We start from the raw sequence: 16,256 nt of genomic DNA, 5'->3' as shown, positions 1-16,256 counted from the left end.
AGCCTCCTGTTCCGAACCTGAGCTGTCCCGGTACTAACAGGAGAGCCTCTCCGCTTATTCCGGCACCCGCCCGGTGCCGTCAGTGGAGCCGGGTCGGGGCGGATGCCGTGGGGGTGGTCAGGGGCGCCAGCTGACGCGGTGTTCTGCCAGGTGGGACAGGACCGCGTGGTTCGCCTCCCAGCCCTGGGAAAACAAGATCACCAAATTTGGACCCCAGGGCTCCGGTAACGGAAGGTGAGGCTATGTCCAGTGCACGTCTCTTGCCCGGTATGCGGGTCCTCAAGGTGCGGCGTATCAGCCGTGACACCGAGGACAGCTCCGCCCTGCTCCGCCAGGGAGAGGAGCTGGACCGCGCGACCGAGGAAGCCCGGTTCACCGTGGCTGGAGAGGTCGAGGATGTCTGTGTCTCCGGCGCGGTCAACCTGGACGACCGGCCGAAGCTCGGCCGATGGATGAAGGACCCGCTCTGGCACGAGTGGGACGCGATCATGGTTACGTCGCTGGACCGGATCACCCGGGATCAGCACCACTGGGACAGGTTCGCGGAGCGTTGCCACAAGGGCGGCAAGGAGATCGTCTGTCTCGATGATCCGAGCCTGGACATCCACACGCCCACGGGCCGGATGATCGCCTACATCAAGGCGACCCAGGCACAGGAGTACCGCGAAGCGATCGTGAGGAAGCGTCGGAACCAGACGCAGTACTACCGTGACGCGAGCCTGTGGGGCGGCGGCACCTGGCCCTTTGGCTACCGGCCTGTCTTGGTGGATCACCACGGCAAGCAACGCTTCAAGCTCGTGATTGACCCGGTGACCGGTCCTCTCGTCCGTGAGGCGTACGAGCGAATCGCGGAGCAGGGGTGGTCCATGGGTCAGCTCTGCACCGACTGGAACGCCCGTCCCCGGCACGTCGCGGAATGCGTCGACCAGGGCAGCGAGACGCCGCAGTGTGACTGCCCGCGCGGAGTTCTGACCTCTCAGGACTACCAGCGGAGCATCAACGCCCAGGAGAACAAGGCGGGCGTCAAGACGCACATCAAGGGCACCAAGTGGAGCACGTCCACCCTCGGCAAGATCCTGAAGAAGCCCACGCTCAAGGGCGTGGCAATGCACAAGGGTGAGCCGCTGCTCAGGGACGGATTGCCCGTGCGATGGGCTGACCCGATCCTGACGGACGAAGAGTTCGACAAGCTACAGATCGCCGTCACCGAGCTGGGCAAGTACAGGGCGGGCATCAAGTCGAACGCCTCGCCCATGACGGGAGTCTTGTACTGCCCGTGCGGCATGAAGATGTACGAAAACAGCTCCCTGGTGAAGCTGAGCACGGGGGACACGAAGAAGCACAAGTACTTCCGCTGCGCCTCTTGGTCCAACGGTGACGCTTGCCAGTTCTCCACATCGTGGCACCAGGAAGAGATCTACCAGGCCGTAGAGGAAGCGTTCCTCTCCAAGCTGGGAGACGAGTACATAACGGAACGCTCGTACGTGCCCGGCAAGGACAACAGGCAGCAGATCAAGGAACTGGAAGCGGCCATGGAGAACCTCTCCCAGGCCATCGCCCAGGCTTCTTCCGCCGCCGCTGTCACGGCGCTCACGGCGACGCTTGAGCGCCACGCTACGAACCTCGCAACGCTTCAGGAAGAGCCCTTCGTCCCAGGCCGCTGGGAAGAGACGAGCACCGGCCAGACCTACCGCGCCAAGTGGCAGCAGATGGCCGACTGGAAGGAGCGAGGCCCGTTCCTCCGCAAGGCCGGTTTCCGGATCTTCCTCGTAGGTAGCCCCAGGGCTGGCCTGTCCATCGGCCTCATCACCCCGAAGGATCTGCAAGAGCGGGCGAGTGGCGCTCTGCAAGGCAACTGGGCGTCGAGCGAGGGCGAAGAGTACGAGCGGGGCGCTCACGCGGCTTTCTGTAGCTTGCTCGCTGATCAGCTTCACCAACTGACCGATCTGGAGGAACTGAAGCAGGAGAAGTACAGGGATGACTTCGACCCCGAGCCGTAGCCATCCCGCCTGACCCCTCCCAGGACCCCGGGCTTGTTCCGGGGTCCTCCCCTTTGTTTAGGAAGTGCGAATGACTGAGACTCCGTGGCCCCGCCGCCTGGTTGCTGCGACCCATGACGTGAAGACCGAGTGGACCCGAGCCCTGTTCGATGCCTTCGGACCGGGTGGCCTACTGGCCCGAGAGGCACCCGAGTTCGGGCGTGAACATCTGCTGTGGGCCCTGGCCCAGCTCCGGCATACGAACGGCCGGACCGGCCTGATGTTCACCGGGGATACGACGATCGCAGATGAGCTGGGCTACAACACGAACGACCACCCTGGGAAGAGGTGCCGGGACGTGCTGACGCGGTTCGGGTTCTTCACCCAGCAGGGCAAGCAGGGGCGGGCGGCGAAGCTGCGTTTGTCAGTGCCCCTGGTGCTGCTGGACGCTGATGACGCCTACCCTGCGCTGGCGAACTCCGTGGACGACGAGGTCATCACCGTGGCCGACACCATGCCGAGCAAGCCCAGGAAGAAGGCAGCGCCGAAAAACGGAGCGTCACGGCCGGCTGAACCCTCCGAGACGGGAAGCGTCGAGGTCTGCTCAGTTCACCCGGGAGGAGACTGCCCTGATCCCACCGACCCGTTCAGCGCGGCGCCACCCTGGGGCCCGGTGGTCTGTCGAGCTGCCCTTGGCGTCTAGCGTGCTCGTTTTCCCGTTGAACCAGGAACTTAGTTAGTAGTGGGTAGTACGTAGCTCATAGAGCGTAGGTAGTAGTGAGTAGGGGCCCCTCTGCCGGGGCCCTCTCTCATTTCCTGTTCAGTTCAGGACCTTTGGGGTCCTGAGTGAGCCAAGGCAAGTGGAGTTAGGCAACTGGTTGCCAACGACACCTAGGGCTTCTCGGCCATGGAAGCGTCTTCCAGGGAGGCGCGTACATCTAGGACGGAATCTGCTTCGGTAATCTCAAGCACCCGTTGAAACTGCGGTGCGGGAGCAACGAGCCGAAGACTGGTCTGTGAATGAACGCGAAGCAGTAGATTCAAGAATGTCGAGTCTCCGAAGGTAACCCCGGCGACGTCCAGCACCACAATCGAGTGCTTTCGCGCGGCGGTCTCCAGCGCATCGGCGAGGGGAGCGATCGTGTTCATGTCGTACTCCCCGTGAGCGACGACTACCCACGCTCCGTTCAGCTCGTACTGAACGAGGCCAGCGGACGTCGGAGCGGCCCCGCTGAGCTGCGGCTCTGCCTGCTCACCATGCCTCTCACCTTGACTCATGGGTAGCAGTATGCCTGACGGGACACGGCCCGACGAGAGGTCTCTTGCCCTCCCGCAACTGTTCACACACTCGTGACATGCGTCTCATTCACTGATGGTGCTGTCCCAGCCGGGACGTTTTGACACCGACATCTGTAGTGAGAGCAGGTTTCCTATGGTGTCCGTCTCACTTCCCCCTCGTGGGGGCAGATTCGCGCGACAGGACACATACATCAATAGTGAGAGCCCATCTCACGGGACTTGATCGACCCCGGCCGACTTGGCCGGGGTTTTCTTTATGCCTGTCGTCGCGCATTCCTGCATTGACTGGAATGGAGTCATCAATGTTTGATCGTCATTTCTTCGCTGCCCGCCGTGCGGCTCTAGGGCTTTCCGTAGAGGCCCTGGCCGAGCGAATGCGCGTAGCCCCGTCCACAGTGCGCCGCTGGGAGTCCGGTGAGACGTGTCCGAGTCTTCGCACTCTTGCACTGGCCGCCAGGCATCTCCGTATCCCTCTGTCCTCACTCATGAGTGAGGCAAAGAGTAACCGGGCTGCCTAAACCCGAATTCTTAGTTAGGAGGTGTCGCCATGAGCGACGCACAACCGACCCCCCAGGCCATGCCGGCCGACCCTTCCCCTTCGGTCCGATCCGAGGTCGAGCGGGAGTATTCCGGGAAGCTGGCACGGGCTGAACTTAAGGGCTACGCCGCCCAGGCCGGAATCACTCTCCCGGAGGGATTCACCGAGTACCTGGATGGTTCCAAGCTGCTTGGTGCAGACGGCAAGCCTTCAGCCGAGGCCATGGACAAGGCCCTTGCGCCTTTCAAACCCAAGGACCCGGCGTTCCCTCATCTTGTCGGCTCCGGCCCAAACCGCGGTGGCGGCCCTCTTCCTGAGCCCCGCCGCGTTTCTCTCGACGTTCGTAAGCGATAACTAGGAGTACCTCTATGAGCCTTGCCTATCAGCAGCCCGGCACTACCACTTTCATCCCTGAGATTTGGGACGCGGAACTTCTCACGCAGTTTGACCCACTTCTTGTCTGGGCGTCTCCGTTCGTGTCCAACAACAAGTACGAAGGGGAGATTCGGCAGAAGGGCGATGTGGTCCACATCAACAGCCTTCTTCGGCCCACCGTGGGCGATTACACGATCGCTGATGGGATGACGGCCCAGCGGCCGGAAACCGTGGATCAGAAGCTCACTATTACTGAGGCGAAGTATCTACAGGTTTTGGTCGAAGATGCGGAACGGGTTCAGCTTGCCGGTGGCCTGGACTCGCCCATCAATCAGCAGATGATCCGGGCCCTGGCTCGTGAGGCTGACTCGTTCATGGGCAACATCATCGCCAACGGGGCGACGGCGCTTCCTGTCGTTGTGCCGACCGCTGACAACATCCCTCAGAGCCTCTACAGCGCGATCCTGGACATGATGCTGGAGCTGGACTCCAGTGACATCCCGGCGGGCCGTTACGTGGTCGTCTCGCCGCGCGTGAAGCGGTACCTCATCGAACACCCCTCGGTCGCTAACGCTGCTGCGTATGGCGAGGGCGGCGTGACTGCCAACGGTGTTGTTGCTCGGCTTGCTGGCTTCACCATCCTGACGACCACCGCCATGCCCGCCGGTGTGGACATCGTGGCGGGTCACTCGGAGTTTGCCACCTATGCCAGCCAGTTCACCGGCTTCCGTGAGGGGCAGTCGGAGAAGTACCGCGCTGACTACATCGACACTCTCCACCTGTACGGTGGCAAGATCGTGCGTTATCCGGAGCTGGACACCAAGAAGGCCGATAGCACCTTCGATGAGTCCAAGCCCACCAAGGGAATCGTCAAGGCTGCTGTCACCTGGCCCACTGCCTAGGAACAGGGTTGGTTCGGGCCCTTGCACCCAACAGGGGCCCGTTCCTCTCACGTTCAGTCGACCGAGAGGCGTGCCGGCCGTCGACTCGCTGTGACGAGAACCAAGAGTCAGGATGCGCAACTGGTGTCCATTTCTGTTTTCTGGGACACCACCCGCCAAAAATGTGACGGACCTCTCTCATTTTCGCCTCTTTAGCTCCCGAAGTGCCCCTTATTGGAGTCAATCTGAGGTCATTCGGGTCCCCTGGTCCTGGAAATCGATGAGCTGCGAAAATTTGAAACCCGTACACGCAAGAAGGACAGCACCCCCGGTGGGTCCTTTCCTTATCTAAATTGACATTACCCCCGGTATTCATAAACATTTGAGTAATGCTTCAGTTGTTCGTTAGTTACCATTCCGTGATAGGGGCATGGAAGAATGGTGGTCAAGCGGGGAAGCCGTAGAGCAACGCTCCGGACCCTCACTCAGACTTCCGTACTAACGAAGGAATGCAGCGCTATGCGTAAGACGGTGCTTGTGCCGGTTGAGTACACCTTTTGCGATGCGCACATTGCGCGTGATGGTTCTGAGGTTGAGGCCACTTCATCGCTGACACTGGGTAAGGACACCTGGCACCTGTGCCTTGAACACGATGTTTCGTTCGGCAGGTACCTCTGTGACGCTTTGGGCGCGCCCTCTGAGCGAGAGGCCGTACAGACTGAGGGTGAGTCCGTGTCGGTCGTTGAAGCTGTTCCGGCTCCGGAACCGGAGCCGGAAGCGGCTCCCGTTGTGGAGTCCGAGTCCGACCCTGAGTCGCTGCCGTCCGTGATGATCGCTGGTGAGGTTCCGGGATACGACTGGGAAGACGCACGGGAAGCGGTGCGCAACCTGGGCTATGACGTGGTTGGCCGTGCCGGTGACAGCACGGTCCTGCTGATCCTGGGGGAGGGTGGCGAGCGGAACGCCACCAAGCTGCGGGACGCTTCCGAGCGCGGCATCCCTGTGATGGACGTGCGTGAACCCGGACGCTTCAGGTCGGCTGTCCGCTCCGGTGCGTTGATCGGTGGTGACCCACTTCCGGAGCCTGCCAAGGTCGACCGCTCCGAGATGAGCGAGCGGGAGCGCAACCGTGCCGTACGAGCGTGGGCGCGAGAGAACGGCTTCACCGTACCTACCAAGGGCCGTATCCCGATGCACGTGCGTCACGCCTGGGAGCACCGGGACGCATCGGAGGGAAAAGCGGCAGCGGCCTGACCGCCGCCCCCGCTGTGCCGGGCGTCGAGTACGCCCGGCCTCCCCGGCCAAAGGCTAACCAACCAACGTTGTTCGAGATTGAGGCAGCATGAGCACGCCCGTTCTGTACGGCCCTATCGGTCGCGCAGTCCGCAGGATCGCCCCGTTTGTTGAAGCGGACCCCTTGGGGGTGTATGTGGCCGCCCTGTCGATGTGGTCGGCCGCTATCGGTGGCTCGGTAAAGGTGTCCTCCCGTGGTCCCCGGCCCGTGCTGCTGTGGTCCGCTCTGGTGGCCGGTACGGGGCGCGGTAAAGGAACCGCGCTCCGGGCCGCTCATCACGTTCTGGACAAGGCTCTGGGCCGCTTCCTGGCCACGCACACCACGTCCGGCATCACGTCCGGGGCGAGCATGGTGAACCACCTGTGGGAGCAGCAGGAAGCGACGGCCGAGACCGAGCACGGACGTGACGTGCGCACTCTGGTAGTCGAAGAAGAGTGGTCGGAAGTGCTCCGCCGGGTGAAGCGGGATGCATCGTTCACGACCAAGCTGCGGACTGCATGGGACGGTGCGACGCTGCGGAACACGACCAAGGATGAGGCGCAGGAAGTACGCGACCCGGCAATGGTCCTGCACTGTCACGTCACGCCCTCTGACTGGTCCAAGTACGTCGGTGAGTCGGAAGCGGCCGGAGGCTCCTACAACCGCATCCTCCCCTTTCTGCTGGGGTCGGTGCCGCTGCTGGATGACGATCGGGTGAGCCTGCCGGAAGTGGATGGGCGGGACCTGTCCGACGCCTACGGCTGGGCCACTGCCCGACCGCGCGTGATCACGCTTGCAGAAGACGCCCGTCCGCTGTGGCGGGTGGTTCGCCGGTACGCCCGCATCCTGGGTGAGACCCTGCCCGAAGGACAGGCAGTGTTCATCGAGCGGACGGCAGAGCAGACGCTCAGAGTCGCGGCCTGCCTGGCAGCGTCCGAGTGCTCGGAGACGATCACGGAAGACATGCTGTCTGCCGCCTTCAGCCTGGTCCGCCGGTCGGTGCAAGACGCCGTCCGCATAACCAAGGGAGCGACCTCCCCCAAGGTGAAGCGGCAGCCGCTCACCCTTGAGGACAAGGTGCGGGCCCGGATCGAGATGCACGGCGGTCGGGCCACCTCCTCCCAGGTGCTCCCGTACGTGGGAGCGACCGCAGCAGAGGTCAAGGAACTGCCCGGCATCGTCGTGACCGTGGAACGGTCTGGGAGAACCGGCCGACCGGCCACCGTTTTCACGCTCCGCGGGGACAGTTCTCGTGACTCTGTGCCGCAGCCGGCCAGCGCGGAGCGTGAGCAGAACGGGAGCACTTCCGGTCACGCAGAGGTGCGGCCGGCAAGCGCGGAGTGTGAGCAGAACCGTGCCCGGGTCGTCCGTCTGGACACTTACCGCCAGACACCCAAGCAGGCCCCGAAGCCTGCGCCCGAACCGAAGCGGTCGGAACCGCTCGGGGACACAAATCCGTTCCTCGCGCTGCTCTAACGAACCGATGAAAGCCCCGGCCGTTTTTGGCCGGGGCTTCTTTGTTACTTCGACTAGGCGACTGGGCAGGCCAGTTCAGGGTTCGAGCGATTCGGGGAGCACCTCACCACTGCCAGGGACAGATACGAGGGGCGCTCCAGATAGAAGCCGTAGGACACATCCGTACCCGAGTGCAGTTGCTCAGCAGCAACGCTCACCAGTCGGGCCAGACGCGTGGTGTCTCGGTCCCTCTCCGATGCGAACCGGGGCGCGTACTCGGTCAGCCGTTCGCCGATCCATGCTGCCGCTTCCTTGGGCTCGTCCCAGGTGCCACGAACTAAGGAACGGGGCTTGATGAGCCAGTACGCCGTTTCGATCGGCGGCAGATCGGATGTCGGGAACTCGGCCACCACTTCCCGGTAGCGCTTGAGTAGCTGCTCTGCCTTCACGTCCTCATCGGACACCGGAGCCGGTGGAGGCTGAGGATGTGGGGGACGCCGTAGAGCCTCATTGTCGAAGCGCTCTTTCGGTCCGGTCCATAGGTAGCCGTGGTGGTGCACCAGTCGTTCCCGTTCGAGTGGTGCCAGCCGGGCCGGACCCCGGGACGGGGGATGGACCCGGCCCGACTGGCGGGAGGGGGGAGGATCAGACGTTCAGGCCGAAGCGCGCCGGGTCGATACCGGCCGCGCTCAGCTCCTCCGTGGTGAACCGCAGCGGCTGCGCCTCCGGCCGCTTGCTGTCACCGAGCGCCCAGAGACCGTCGCCGATCTGGGCCAGGGTCACGCACCCCTCCGAGCAGGGGCCGCCGCACGCCTGGACGAACGAGGCCCCGCTGATGTCGAGCGCGTACAGGTCGGTTCCGTTCTGCATCACTGCACCTTCCTGCTAACTGATCACGGCCTTGTTGGCCGTCGCCACCCGTACCGGGCGGGAGTTCGGGTTTTCCACCGCTGTGGTGGGGGCTTACTCGGCGCGAACCACCATCGCGAACGATGTCCGGATGCGTCGGAAACCGGCGTGGCCAGACCGGCCCGTGTGGCTCATGCACTCAACGTCGACGGGTGCCGAGTCATCGGCGGGGGTGGCCTTCCAGCCGCAATGCAGGCACTCGGCCTCGAATGTCACGTCTGTGTCGGGGTGCTCGGTGATCCGGTGCATCACGTACCGCATGGCGGCTCTGATGCTCACAGCCCGCCCCTACGGCTCCGCGCGTTGACCTCAGAAACTCTGGTGCGTAGTCCCTCTGTCGGCCTAGTCGGCGGGGCCTTGTAGTCAGGGCACTTCGGGCTCCCGCACTCGCACCGGGGCCAGTGCAGGGCCGAACTGGGAGCCATATCGGCCCCTTCCGGGCCAGGACCGTTCTTCTGCACCATGAGCACTCCGTTTACGCCGAATGCTCCGGAGAGGCGGGAGAGGAACTGTCGGGCCTCACTGCTGCCCAGACGAGCAGCCGCTTCGGTGTCCTGTGCCTTGCTCTCGCCCATCGCACCGCACCCTCCCGATCGGTTCCGCATCGATGTGGCGACGGTAGGAACTGGCGAGTGTCGGGCTCCACAAACTTGCACGAGCTTGCAGGCCAATTGGCTTGACCAGTCGCCCTATTGACGCTGTCTCCGCAGTTCAACGAAGCTGATGCAAGCCCGAGCAAGCGCCTAGACCAGGGAGCTAGTCATGGCCGTAGAGTTCATCGGAATCGACCCCGACACGGACCGGGACCACTGCCCCACCGTGTGGGCAGACGCAGAAGCTCAGGAGATCTTGTTGCAGGGGTGGAAGCCCAGCACCGAGACTCAGGCGGAGTGCGAGGCGAGTAGCCCCGCGAACGGCTCGGTACCTGACAGTGAAGCCATCGTCAGGATTCCGGCTCGGATGATCCCGATGATCAGGGAGGCGTGTGATGCCGTCGAGCGTGCCCAGCTTCGCTGAGCTGCTTGGCCAGTGCGAGCGGTCCGCCGTGCACCTGGAGCTGCGTGACTCGTACGCCCCGACCGACCGGTTCGAGGCATGGCAGCGGGGCGAGCGGATCGACTGGGAGGACCGCGCATCCTGGTGGCATCCGTACGACCAACTGATCGCGGACACCGTGACCCGGGGAGTGGTAATCCGCCGGGCCCGGGTGGTCTCCGAGCCTGTATCGGATTACATCCGCTGGGAGCACTACGTCACCCGCGCCAACGTCACAGCGGGCGAGGAAGTGCGGTGGTTGCCACGGCGACGGGCTACGACTATCGCCCTGCCGGGCAATGACTTCTGGCTCTTCGATGGCACCCTGCTGCGGGTGCACCACTTCTCAGGTGATGGAGTGGTGGTGGAAGACGAGATCACGGCGGACCCGGAAGCCGTGAAGCTGTGCTCCGCCGCCTTCGAGGCGGTCTGGGAGCGAGCGATCCCGCACCACCTGTACGAGATCTGACGAAAGCCAGCTCCATGCCCCCGCACCCCTCCTCACGCGTTCAGAAGGCCCGTGAAGAACTGGCCGGCCGTCTGCGTGAGATCCGGAAGGACGCCGGGATCAGCGGGCGGGAGCTGGCCGTCAGGTGCGGCTGGTCAGAGTCGAAGTCATCCCGGATCGAGAACGCCAAAACCCCTCCCTCCGATGCGGACATCAAAGCCTGGTGCCGAGCCTGCGCCGCTGATGACCAAGCTCCCGACCTGATCGCAGCCAACCGACAGTCCGCAGATGCTCATGTGCAGTGGAGGCGACTCCAGCGAAGCGGTCTCCGTCGTTTGCAGGAGTCCACTGGGGATCTGTACCAACAAACGAAGATATTCAGGGTCTACGTCTCCGACGTGATCCCCGGTTTCCTTCAGACACCCGGATACGCCGCCGCCCTGCTGTCCTCCATCGCACACTTCCGTGGGACTCCGGACGACGTGAGCGATGCCGTGGCGGCCCGTATGAGGCGTAACGAGGTGCTCGGCAACGGCGCACGCCGGTTCTCGTTCGTGCTGGAGGAATCGGTGTTGCGGTACCGGCTGTGCAGCGCGGAGACGATGGCGGCACAGCTTGGACACCTGCTCGGGGTCATGGATCTCCAGAACGTTGCCGTGGGGCTCATCCCGTTCTCGGCTCAACGAGCCGTGTGGCCCATGCCCACCTTCACGATCTTCGACAACGCCAGGGTGCACGCGGACACCCTGGACGCTGCCGCCACCCTCACGCAGCCCAGCCAGGTGGAGCTGTACGGCCGAGCCTTTGAACGGCTGTCACAGGAAGCCGTGAGGGGAGCGGCTGCACGTGCTCTCGTAGCCGGTGCGCTGGCGTCCCTGGACTGACCGCCTGCGCGTCACCGCAGCTCAGGGACGCCACGACACACGGTGCTCCAGCAGATGCAGGTATGTGGTAAACATTGCATCCCAGCCGTCCGGGAACTTCACCAGCGTGCCGAGCTGGACCGGTTCCGTGGAGGGGTAGTCGTCCAGGAGGTCGGTGACACCGGCGCGGCAGATCATGATGCAGGCGTGGCGGTGCCGGGAGGCCAGGACGCACAGACGGCCGGTCTCCAGGTGGAACGCGGTGGCGTCGGGGCGGCCGGAGAGCGGGTGCAGGACCACCGTGACGTCGTACTCCCGGCCCTGCAGGCGGTTCGCGGTGTCGACGGTCACGTCCGGCACCCCGAGGTCGGCCAGCGCCGTGCGCACCGCCGCCGCCTGGTCGCGGTGGGCGGTGCCGACGGCGATCCGGTCCGCGGTGAGCGGTGCCGGCTCCGGCGCGCGCTCCGAGACCGCCGCGCCGCCCCTGTCGAGCAGGCGCCGGACGACCGTCGCGACCGCCCGCACCGCCTCCGGGTCTGTGCGCGGGGTGTGCCGGGCGGGCAGCTCCAGCAGGCCCCAGCCGGACTCCGCGGCCTCGTCGATCACCCGGTCCGGGCCGGAGCCGTCCGAGGCGACCGCGAAGGTCAGCCGGCGGTCGCCGTGGGACGTGCCGCTGCGGAAAGGCGTGTACGGGTAGAAGGCCGTCGAGACCAGGGGGGCCGCCGAGGCCGGCAGGCGCCAGGAGACCGGGAGCCGGTGCTGGGGCAGGTCCGGGTTGTGGGCCAGGAGCGTGGTGACGGCGGACGCCGAGGGGTCGTACGACAGGCCCGCCCACTGCTCGCTGCCGACGATGGAGAAGGGGTCCAGCTGCCCGGGGTCGCCCACGAACAGCGCCCGCTCGAACAGGCCGGCCACGGCGAGCAGGGAGTCCGAGCGCATCTGGTACGCCTCGTCCACGATGGCGTGCCGCCACGGCTCGTCCACCTTCACGTGCGCCCACTTCGCGGCGGTGGACAGCACGACCGGCAGACCGGTCAGCTCGGCCGCCTTCGCCGACGTACGGACCTGCGGCAGGGCGTCCAGCGCCTTGTCGTACGCGTCGGTGTCGCTGCTGTGCAGCCGGCCCACGGGCAGGTCCGGGTCCTTCTCGGCGAGCCGCAGGACCAGGTCGTCCACCTGGGCGTTGGTCTGGGCCACCACCATCAGCGGGCGGCCCGCACCGGCGAGTTCCAGGGCCGCGCGGACCACCAGGGTCGACTTGCCGGCGCCCGGCGGCGAGTCCACCACCACCCCCCGCCGGTCGCCGTGCAGCGTGTCCTCAAGGATCGCGTCGGTGGCGCGGGCGGCCTCGGCTCCGGGGTCGAAGTCGACGGTCGTCACAGCACGTCCTCCTCGGTCACGGGATCGGGGGCCTCCGGCGCCGGCTCGCCCGGCGGGCCGCCGTGCGTCCAGGGCGTCTCCTCGGGGTCGGGCAGCTTCGCGCCGCCGCGCTGCTCGTGCTCGAAGAGCGTGCAGCAGATCCGGTCGCCCTTCTCCGGCACCGACCCGGGCTCGGGCTCCTTGCCGCGGCCCATCCGGTCCAGGATCCGCAGCACGAGGACGCCCTCGGCCTCCTCACCCACGAACTCCGCCGACTGCGGCTTGCCGCCCAGCGAGCGGTACACCCGCGTCCGCTCCGCGAGATGCGGCCGGTCCTCCGTGCGGACCGTCACCAGCGGGCGCGGGCTCGGCCGCTTCCCCTCGCTGTACGCCATCTCGACACCGGTCACCTCGCCCGCGAACGCCTCCCCGGCCAGCCGCCGCCCCGCCATCACCAGCGGATCGTCCAGCGCCTCCTGCGCCTCCAGCCGGGCCTGCTCCCGCTCGCGCGTGGCCAGCTTGTTCGCCGCCGTCACCGCGTCGTCCCGGCGCGGCTGCGGCGGCTCCCCGGCCAGCACCCGGTCCCGGTGCGCGGTGAACGACCAGCGGTCCCGGGTCCAGCGCCCCTCCACGTGCGCGCCGGCCGGCAGCGTCCGCAGCAGGTCCAGGCCCCGCCACACCGCGTCCCAGGCGGGCCGGGTGCGGCTCTCGACCAGATCGCGGATCTCCCGCTCCGCCCGGGTGAGCGCGGCCAGCCGGCCGTCGGCCTCCAGCGGGTCCTCGGCGGCGGCCAGCGCGGTCCGCGCGCGGTCGTAGCGCTCGATCGCCGGGGCCAGCAGCTTGTTGTCGAACGCCGGGTCGGTGGCGGGGCCGGCCGGCGGGCACAGCAGCTGCCCGTCGGCGTCCCGCGCGAGTTCGGCCCGGCGGGCGGCCTCGGCGCCGGTCAGGCCCTCCGGGGGGTCGATCCAGCCGAGCAGCGCGCCCAGGTGCTGGTCCTCCAGGCCGGACTGGCCGGTCGCCCAGTGCCGGGACAGCACGTCGGTCAGGGCCAGCAGCAGCGAGGAGCCGGGGACCCGGGCCCGCTCGCCGTAGTGGGTCAGCCAGCGGCCGAGCAACGGCACCCGGGGCGGCGCCGGGTAGGGCGCGTCCGGATCCTGCTCGGCGGTGCGCCGGAACCGCATCGAGCGGCCCAGCAGCCGGACGAGGTCCAGGCCGGTGCGGCTCGGCACGATCAGCTGGGGCGCGTCCGCGCACAGCTCGGCCGCCACCTTGACCCGCTTGCCGGTCTCCGGGTCGGTCTCGGTGCGCTCGGCCTCCTCCACCGACGAGGCGTACGCCTCGATGTACGGCAGGACGATGTCGGCCAGCTCGGCCAGGAACGTGAAGCGCAGATCGCGGTCCCGGGGCTGCGGCACGACCAGCAGGCGGGGCGCGTCCCGGTCGGTGCCGACCAGCGCGCCGAGCGGGGCGCCGGTCTCACCGGCCGTGGTGAGCGGCACGAACACCAGCGGACGGTCGGACAGATGCCGGTGCCGGACGGTCGCCGCGGGCTGCGCCCGGCCGCTGCCGACGGCCTCCAGCCGGGCGAGGGTGGTGATCAGGGACACGCGGGCACCTCCGCGGCCGCCGCCAGCGCCTCCGCGCGCAGGGCCGCGGCCCTGCGCAGGGCGGCCACCGCCGGGTCGTCCGGGTCGCCGCTCTCGCCGCGGGCGGCGGCCAGCACCTCCTCGACCGTGGCCAGGCCGCCCAGTTCGGCCCGCAGGGGCCGGCCGAGGCGGGTGACCGCGCCGGCCGCGCGGGCCCGGTCCCGGCAGTGGAAGGCCAGTTCGCAGGCGGACAGGCACTCGGGCGCGTAGGCCGCCGGCACCGCCTCCACGGCCGCCGTCAGCTCCTCGGCGGGCCGGTCGGGCGCGAAGCAGGTGCCCTCGGGCAGCGCGCCGGCGAGTTCCTCGATGCGGGTGAGCCGGGCCAGCTGGCGGGCGGTGACGGCACGCTGCCTGCGGATGTCGACGGCGGAAGCGGCGGGCAGGTTCGAGAAGTCCTTCGGGCACACCAGCAGCACCCGGTGCCGTACGCGCGGTGCGGGATCCAGCCGCGCCGCGACCTCCTCCAGGGCGAGCACGTACACCGCGGCCTGCCGGGCCGCCGCGCCCACCTTCGCCGGGTCCGCGGAACCGTCCACCATCGGGAAGGACTTGATCTCCACCACCGACCAGCTGCCGTCCGGGTGCACCACCACCGCGTCCGGCTCCAGGAAGGCGGGCGAACCCGCCACGTCCAGGGCGAGCATCGGATGGTCCAGCAGCGTCCAGCCGCCGGCCTGCGCGGCCTCCCGCAGCGCCAGCGCCGTACGGGCCGTACGCCCCTCGGGGCCGTGCGCGCTCAGGTCGGGTACGGCCGCCCCGGCGGGCGGTTCGGCGCCCGGGTCGAGCCGGCCGTGCACCAGCCGCAGCAGCTCCGCGCCGCCGTCCGCCTTGACCCGCGTCTCGAACGCGTTGCCCCGGGTCAGCGCGAACTGCGACTGCCCGAAGCCGGACGGCGCGCCCAGCGCGGTCGCCAGCCGGGCCTTGTCCACCCCGGCGCCGTCCAGCACCGCCCGCCGCGCGCACCCCGGATTCGCGGCGAGGGCGGCGAGGGCACGGGCGTCCAGGGACTTGGCCGGTACGTCGGGACCGCGCAGCTCAGCGAGCCGGTGCCGGAGTCCCTTCGCCCGCGTCGCTGGGGGAGGCGTCCGGTCCGGCCGCGGGGTCGTGCCGCGACTCGCGCTGCCGTGGAATTCGCTCACCCGCCGAAGTCTGGCATCCGGCACTGACAATCGGGGAAACCGTGGCGTCCGGGGCCGGTGCGGTGCTCCGGGACAGCCGGACCCGGACCAGGTCCGCGGCCTGCATCACCCGCGGCGCCAGCAGGAGGCCCACGCCCATCACCGCGACGCCCGCGGCCGCGTCCAGGAAGTAGTGGTTGGCGGTGCCCATGACCACGATCGCGGTGAGCAGCGGGTAGAGGACACCGAAGACCTTCGCCGTGCGGGTGCCGCCGTACCGCCACAGCATGACCCCGCACCACAGCGCCCAGCCGACGTGCAGACTCGGCATCGCCGCGTACTGGTTGGTCATGCCGCCCATGCCGCGCGGGGCGCTGGCCTCGCCGCCCCACCAGCCGTACGAGCTGTACTGGGCCATGGTGTCCACGAAGCCGTGGCCGGCGGAGAGCAGGCGGGGCGGGCAGGTCGGCAGCAGGGTGAAGCCGATCAGACCGATGAACGTGGACGACATCAGCCAGGTGCGGGCCGCCCGGTAGTGCCCGCGGCGGGCCCGGAACAGCCAGACGAGGACGACCGGCGTGACCAGGTAGTGCAGCGAGGCGTACCAGAAGTCGGCGGGCACCCCGAGCCAGGCCTCGCGCGTGAACAGCCGGTTGAGCGGGTGCTCGGCGTTGAGGTGGAGGGCCTTCTCGACGCGCAGGATCGCCAGGCCGTGGTCCACGGCGCTGCCGACGTCACCGCGCGCGAGCAGCCGGCCGGCCGAGTAACAGCCGTAGACCAGCAGGATCAGGGGCAGCTCGGTCCACCAGCGCAGCCGGGTTCGCGGGACCACCTCGGTGCCCGGTGTCTCGGTCTGCGGCATCCGATCGCCCTCCCCCTTCTGCTGTACGGCGCCCCGGCGGGCGACCGTGCCACTTTACGGTGTCCCTACTCGGCCCATGAGGGGAGCTCCGGACTCCTTCGGCGCGTTTTCAGTCCTCCACGAAGACGCCGGGATCGCCCGGCGGGTTGCCCGGAATCGGGGTGCGCGATGATGGAAGAACCGCATCCACTCGTTCCGGGCTCCGCCTCCCGGACC

The 16,256-nt window shown here is 67.5% G+C and carries 17 protein-coding genes; 10 read left to right on the top strand and 7 right to left on the bottom strand.

The window, feature by feature from the left end; translation table 11 throughout:
- Nucleotides 1-242 precede the first annotated feature (242 nt).
- Together IG05_RS0132775 and IG05_RS0132770 are read left to right on the top strand one after the other, a co-directional pair.
- Nucleotides 243-2,000, top strand: coding sequence for a recombinase family protein (locus tag IG05_RS0132775; RefSeq protein WP_078894660.1), 1,758 nt, complete (start codon nucleotides 243-245; stop codon nucleotides 1,998-2,000).
- Between the two features lie 70 nt (nucleotides 2,001-2,070).
- On the top strand, nucleotides 2,071-2,682 hold the full coding sequence (locus tag IG05_RS0132770) for a hypothetical protein (RefSeq protein WP_030347688.1): 612 nt from the start codon (nucleotides 2,071-2,073) through the stop codon (nucleotides 2,680-2,682).
- A 188-nt stretch (nucleotides 2,683-2,870) separates the two neighbouring features.
- Here the strand turns inward: IG05_RS0132770 and IG05_RS0132765 are convergent, their stop codons facing one another.
- On the bottom strand, nucleotides 2,871-3,257 hold the full coding sequence (locus tag IG05_RS0132765; RefSeq protein ID WP_030347687.1) for an STAS domain-containing protein: 387 nt from the start codon (nucleotides 3,255-3,257) through the stop codon (nucleotides 2,871-2,873).
- A 311-nt stretch (nucleotides 3,258-3,568) separates the two neighbouring features.
- Here IG05_RS0132765 and IG05_RS45930 point away from each other — a divergent pair, with 311 nt between their 5' ends.
- The 5 genes from IG05_RS45930 (at nucleotide 3,569) to IG05_RS0132745 (ending at nucleotide 7,821) form a co-directional block, all read left to right on the top strand.
- The gene (locus IG05_RS45930) at nucleotides 3,569-3,796 is read left to right on the top strand and encodes a helix-turn-helix transcriptional regulator (RefSeq protein WP_324605032.1); all 228 of its coding nucleotides are present in this window, start codon (nucleotides 3,569-3,571) and stop codon (nucleotides 3,794-3,796) included.
- Between the two features lie 29 nt (nucleotides 3,797-3,825).
- The gene (locus tag IG05_RS48050) at nucleotides 3,826-4,170 is read left to right on the top strand and encodes a hypothetical protein (RefSeq protein ID WP_158839070.1); all 345 of its coding nucleotides are present in this window, start codon (nucleotides 3,826-3,828) and stop codon (nucleotides 4,168-4,170) included.
- Nucleotides 4,171-4,184: 14 nt separating this feature from the next.
- Complete coding sequence (locus tag IG05_RS0132755) at nucleotides 4,185-5,093, top strand: hypothetical protein (protein WP_030347686.1); 909 nt, start codon at nucleotides 4,185-4,187, stop codon at nucleotides 5,091-5,093.
- Between the two features lie 498 nt (nucleotides 5,094-5,591).
- Entirely contained in the window at nucleotides 5,592-6,326 is a 735-nt protein-coding gene (locus tag IG05_RS0132750; protein ID WP_030347685.1) for an Lsr2 dimerization domain-containing protein, read from the top strand.
- 88 nt (nucleotides 6,327-6,414) lie between these two features.
- A complete protein-coding gene (locus IG05_RS0132745) occupies nucleotides 6,415-7,821 on the top strand; it encodes a DUF3987 domain-containing protein (RefSeq protein ID WP_030347684.1) in 1,407 nt (468 codons plus the stop codon).
- Between the two features lie 53 nt (nucleotides 7,822-7,874).
- Here the strand turns inward: IG05_RS0132745 and IG05_RS0132740 are convergent, their stop codons facing one another.
- Nucleotides 7,875-8,360 (bottom strand): hypothetical protein, encoded by a 486-nt coding sequence (locus tag IG05_RS0132740; RefSeq protein ID WP_030347683.1) that lies wholly within the window; start codon nucleotides 8,358-8,360, stop codon nucleotides 7,875-7,877.
- Between the two features lie 85 nt (nucleotides 8,361-8,445).
- Entirely contained in the window at nucleotides 8,446-8,670 is a 225-nt protein-coding gene (locus IG05_RS0132735; RefSeq protein ID WP_030347682.1) for a hypothetical protein, read from the bottom strand.
- 801 nt (nucleotides 8,671-9,471) lie between these two features.
- On the opposite strand from IG05_RS0132735, the gene IG05_RS0132725 reads away from it, so the two are divergent.
- The 3 genes from IG05_RS0132725 to IG05_RS0132715 are packed head-to-tail and all read left to right on the top strand — an operon-like array spanning nucleotide 9,472 to nucleotide 11,076.
- Entirely contained in the window at nucleotides 9,472-9,726 is a 255-nt protein-coding gene (locus IG05_RS0132725) for a hypothetical protein (RefSeq protein WP_030347680.1), read from the top strand.
- Nucleotides 9,698-10,213, top strand: a complete 516-nt coding sequence (locus IG05_RS0132720; RefSeq protein WP_030347679.1) for a DUF6879 family protein — start codon at nucleotides 9,698-9,700, stop codon at nucleotides 10,211-10,213. The genes IG05_RS0132725 and IG05_RS0132720 overlap by 29 nt, the downstream gene beginning before the upstream one ends.
- Before the next feature lie 14 nt (nucleotides 10,214-10,227).
- On the top strand, nucleotides 10,228-11,076 hold the full coding sequence (locus tag IG05_RS0132715; protein WP_030347678.1) for a helix-turn-helix domain-containing protein: 849 nt from the start codon (nucleotides 10,228-10,230) through the stop codon (nucleotides 11,074-11,076).
- A gap of 21 nt (nucleotides 11,077-11,097) precedes the next feature.
- Here the strand turns inward: IG05_RS0132715 and IG05_RS0132710 are convergent, their stop codons facing one another.
- Genes IG05_RS0132710 through IG05_RS0132695 form a run of 4 tightly spaced genes read right to left on the bottom strand, consistent with a single transcriptional unit; the run spans nucleotide 11,098 to nucleotide 16,040 of the window.
- Nucleotides 11,098-12,435 carry an AAA domain-containing protein gene (locus tag IG05_RS0132710; RefSeq protein ID WP_030347677.1) on the bottom strand — a complete coding sequence of 446 codons (1,338 nt, stop codon included), beginning with the start codon at nucleotides 12,433-12,435 and terminating at the stop codon, nucleotides 11,098-11,100.
- Nucleotides 12,432-14,021: a hypothetical protein gene (locus IG05_RS0132705; protein ID WP_030347676.1), complete on the bottom strand. Its 1,590-nt coding sequence runs from the start codon at nucleotides 14,019-14,021 to the stop codon at nucleotides 12,432-12,434. Before IG05_RS0132705 ends, IG05_RS0132710 begins: the two co-directional genes overlap by 4 nt.
- Nucleotides 14,012-15,199, bottom strand: a complete 1,188-nt coding sequence (locus tag IG05_RS0132700) for a hypothetical protein (RefSeq protein ID WP_078894656.1) — start codon at nucleotides 15,197-15,199, stop codon at nucleotides 14,012-14,014. Before IG05_RS0132700 ends, IG05_RS0132705 begins: the two co-directional genes overlap by 10 nt.
- The gene (locus IG05_RS0132695) at nucleotides 15,096-16,040 is read right to left on the bottom strand and encodes a phosphatase PAP2 family protein (protein WP_030347674.1); all 945 of its coding nucleotides are present in this window, start codon (nucleotides 16,038-16,040) and stop codon (nucleotides 15,096-15,098) included. The genes IG05_RS0132700 and IG05_RS0132695 overlap by 104 nt, the downstream gene beginning before the upstream one ends.
- Nucleotides 16,041-16,256: the final 216 nt, after the last annotated feature.

Origin of the sequence: Streptomyces sp. NRRL S-1022 (genome assembly GCF_000720135.1) — a bacterium.
GTDB lineage: Bacteria > Actinomycetota > Actinomycetes > Streptomycetales > Streptomycetaceae > Streptomyces.
Note: the sequence above shows the minus strand (reverse complement) of the source record. Positions and strands in the feature narration are given on the sequence as shown.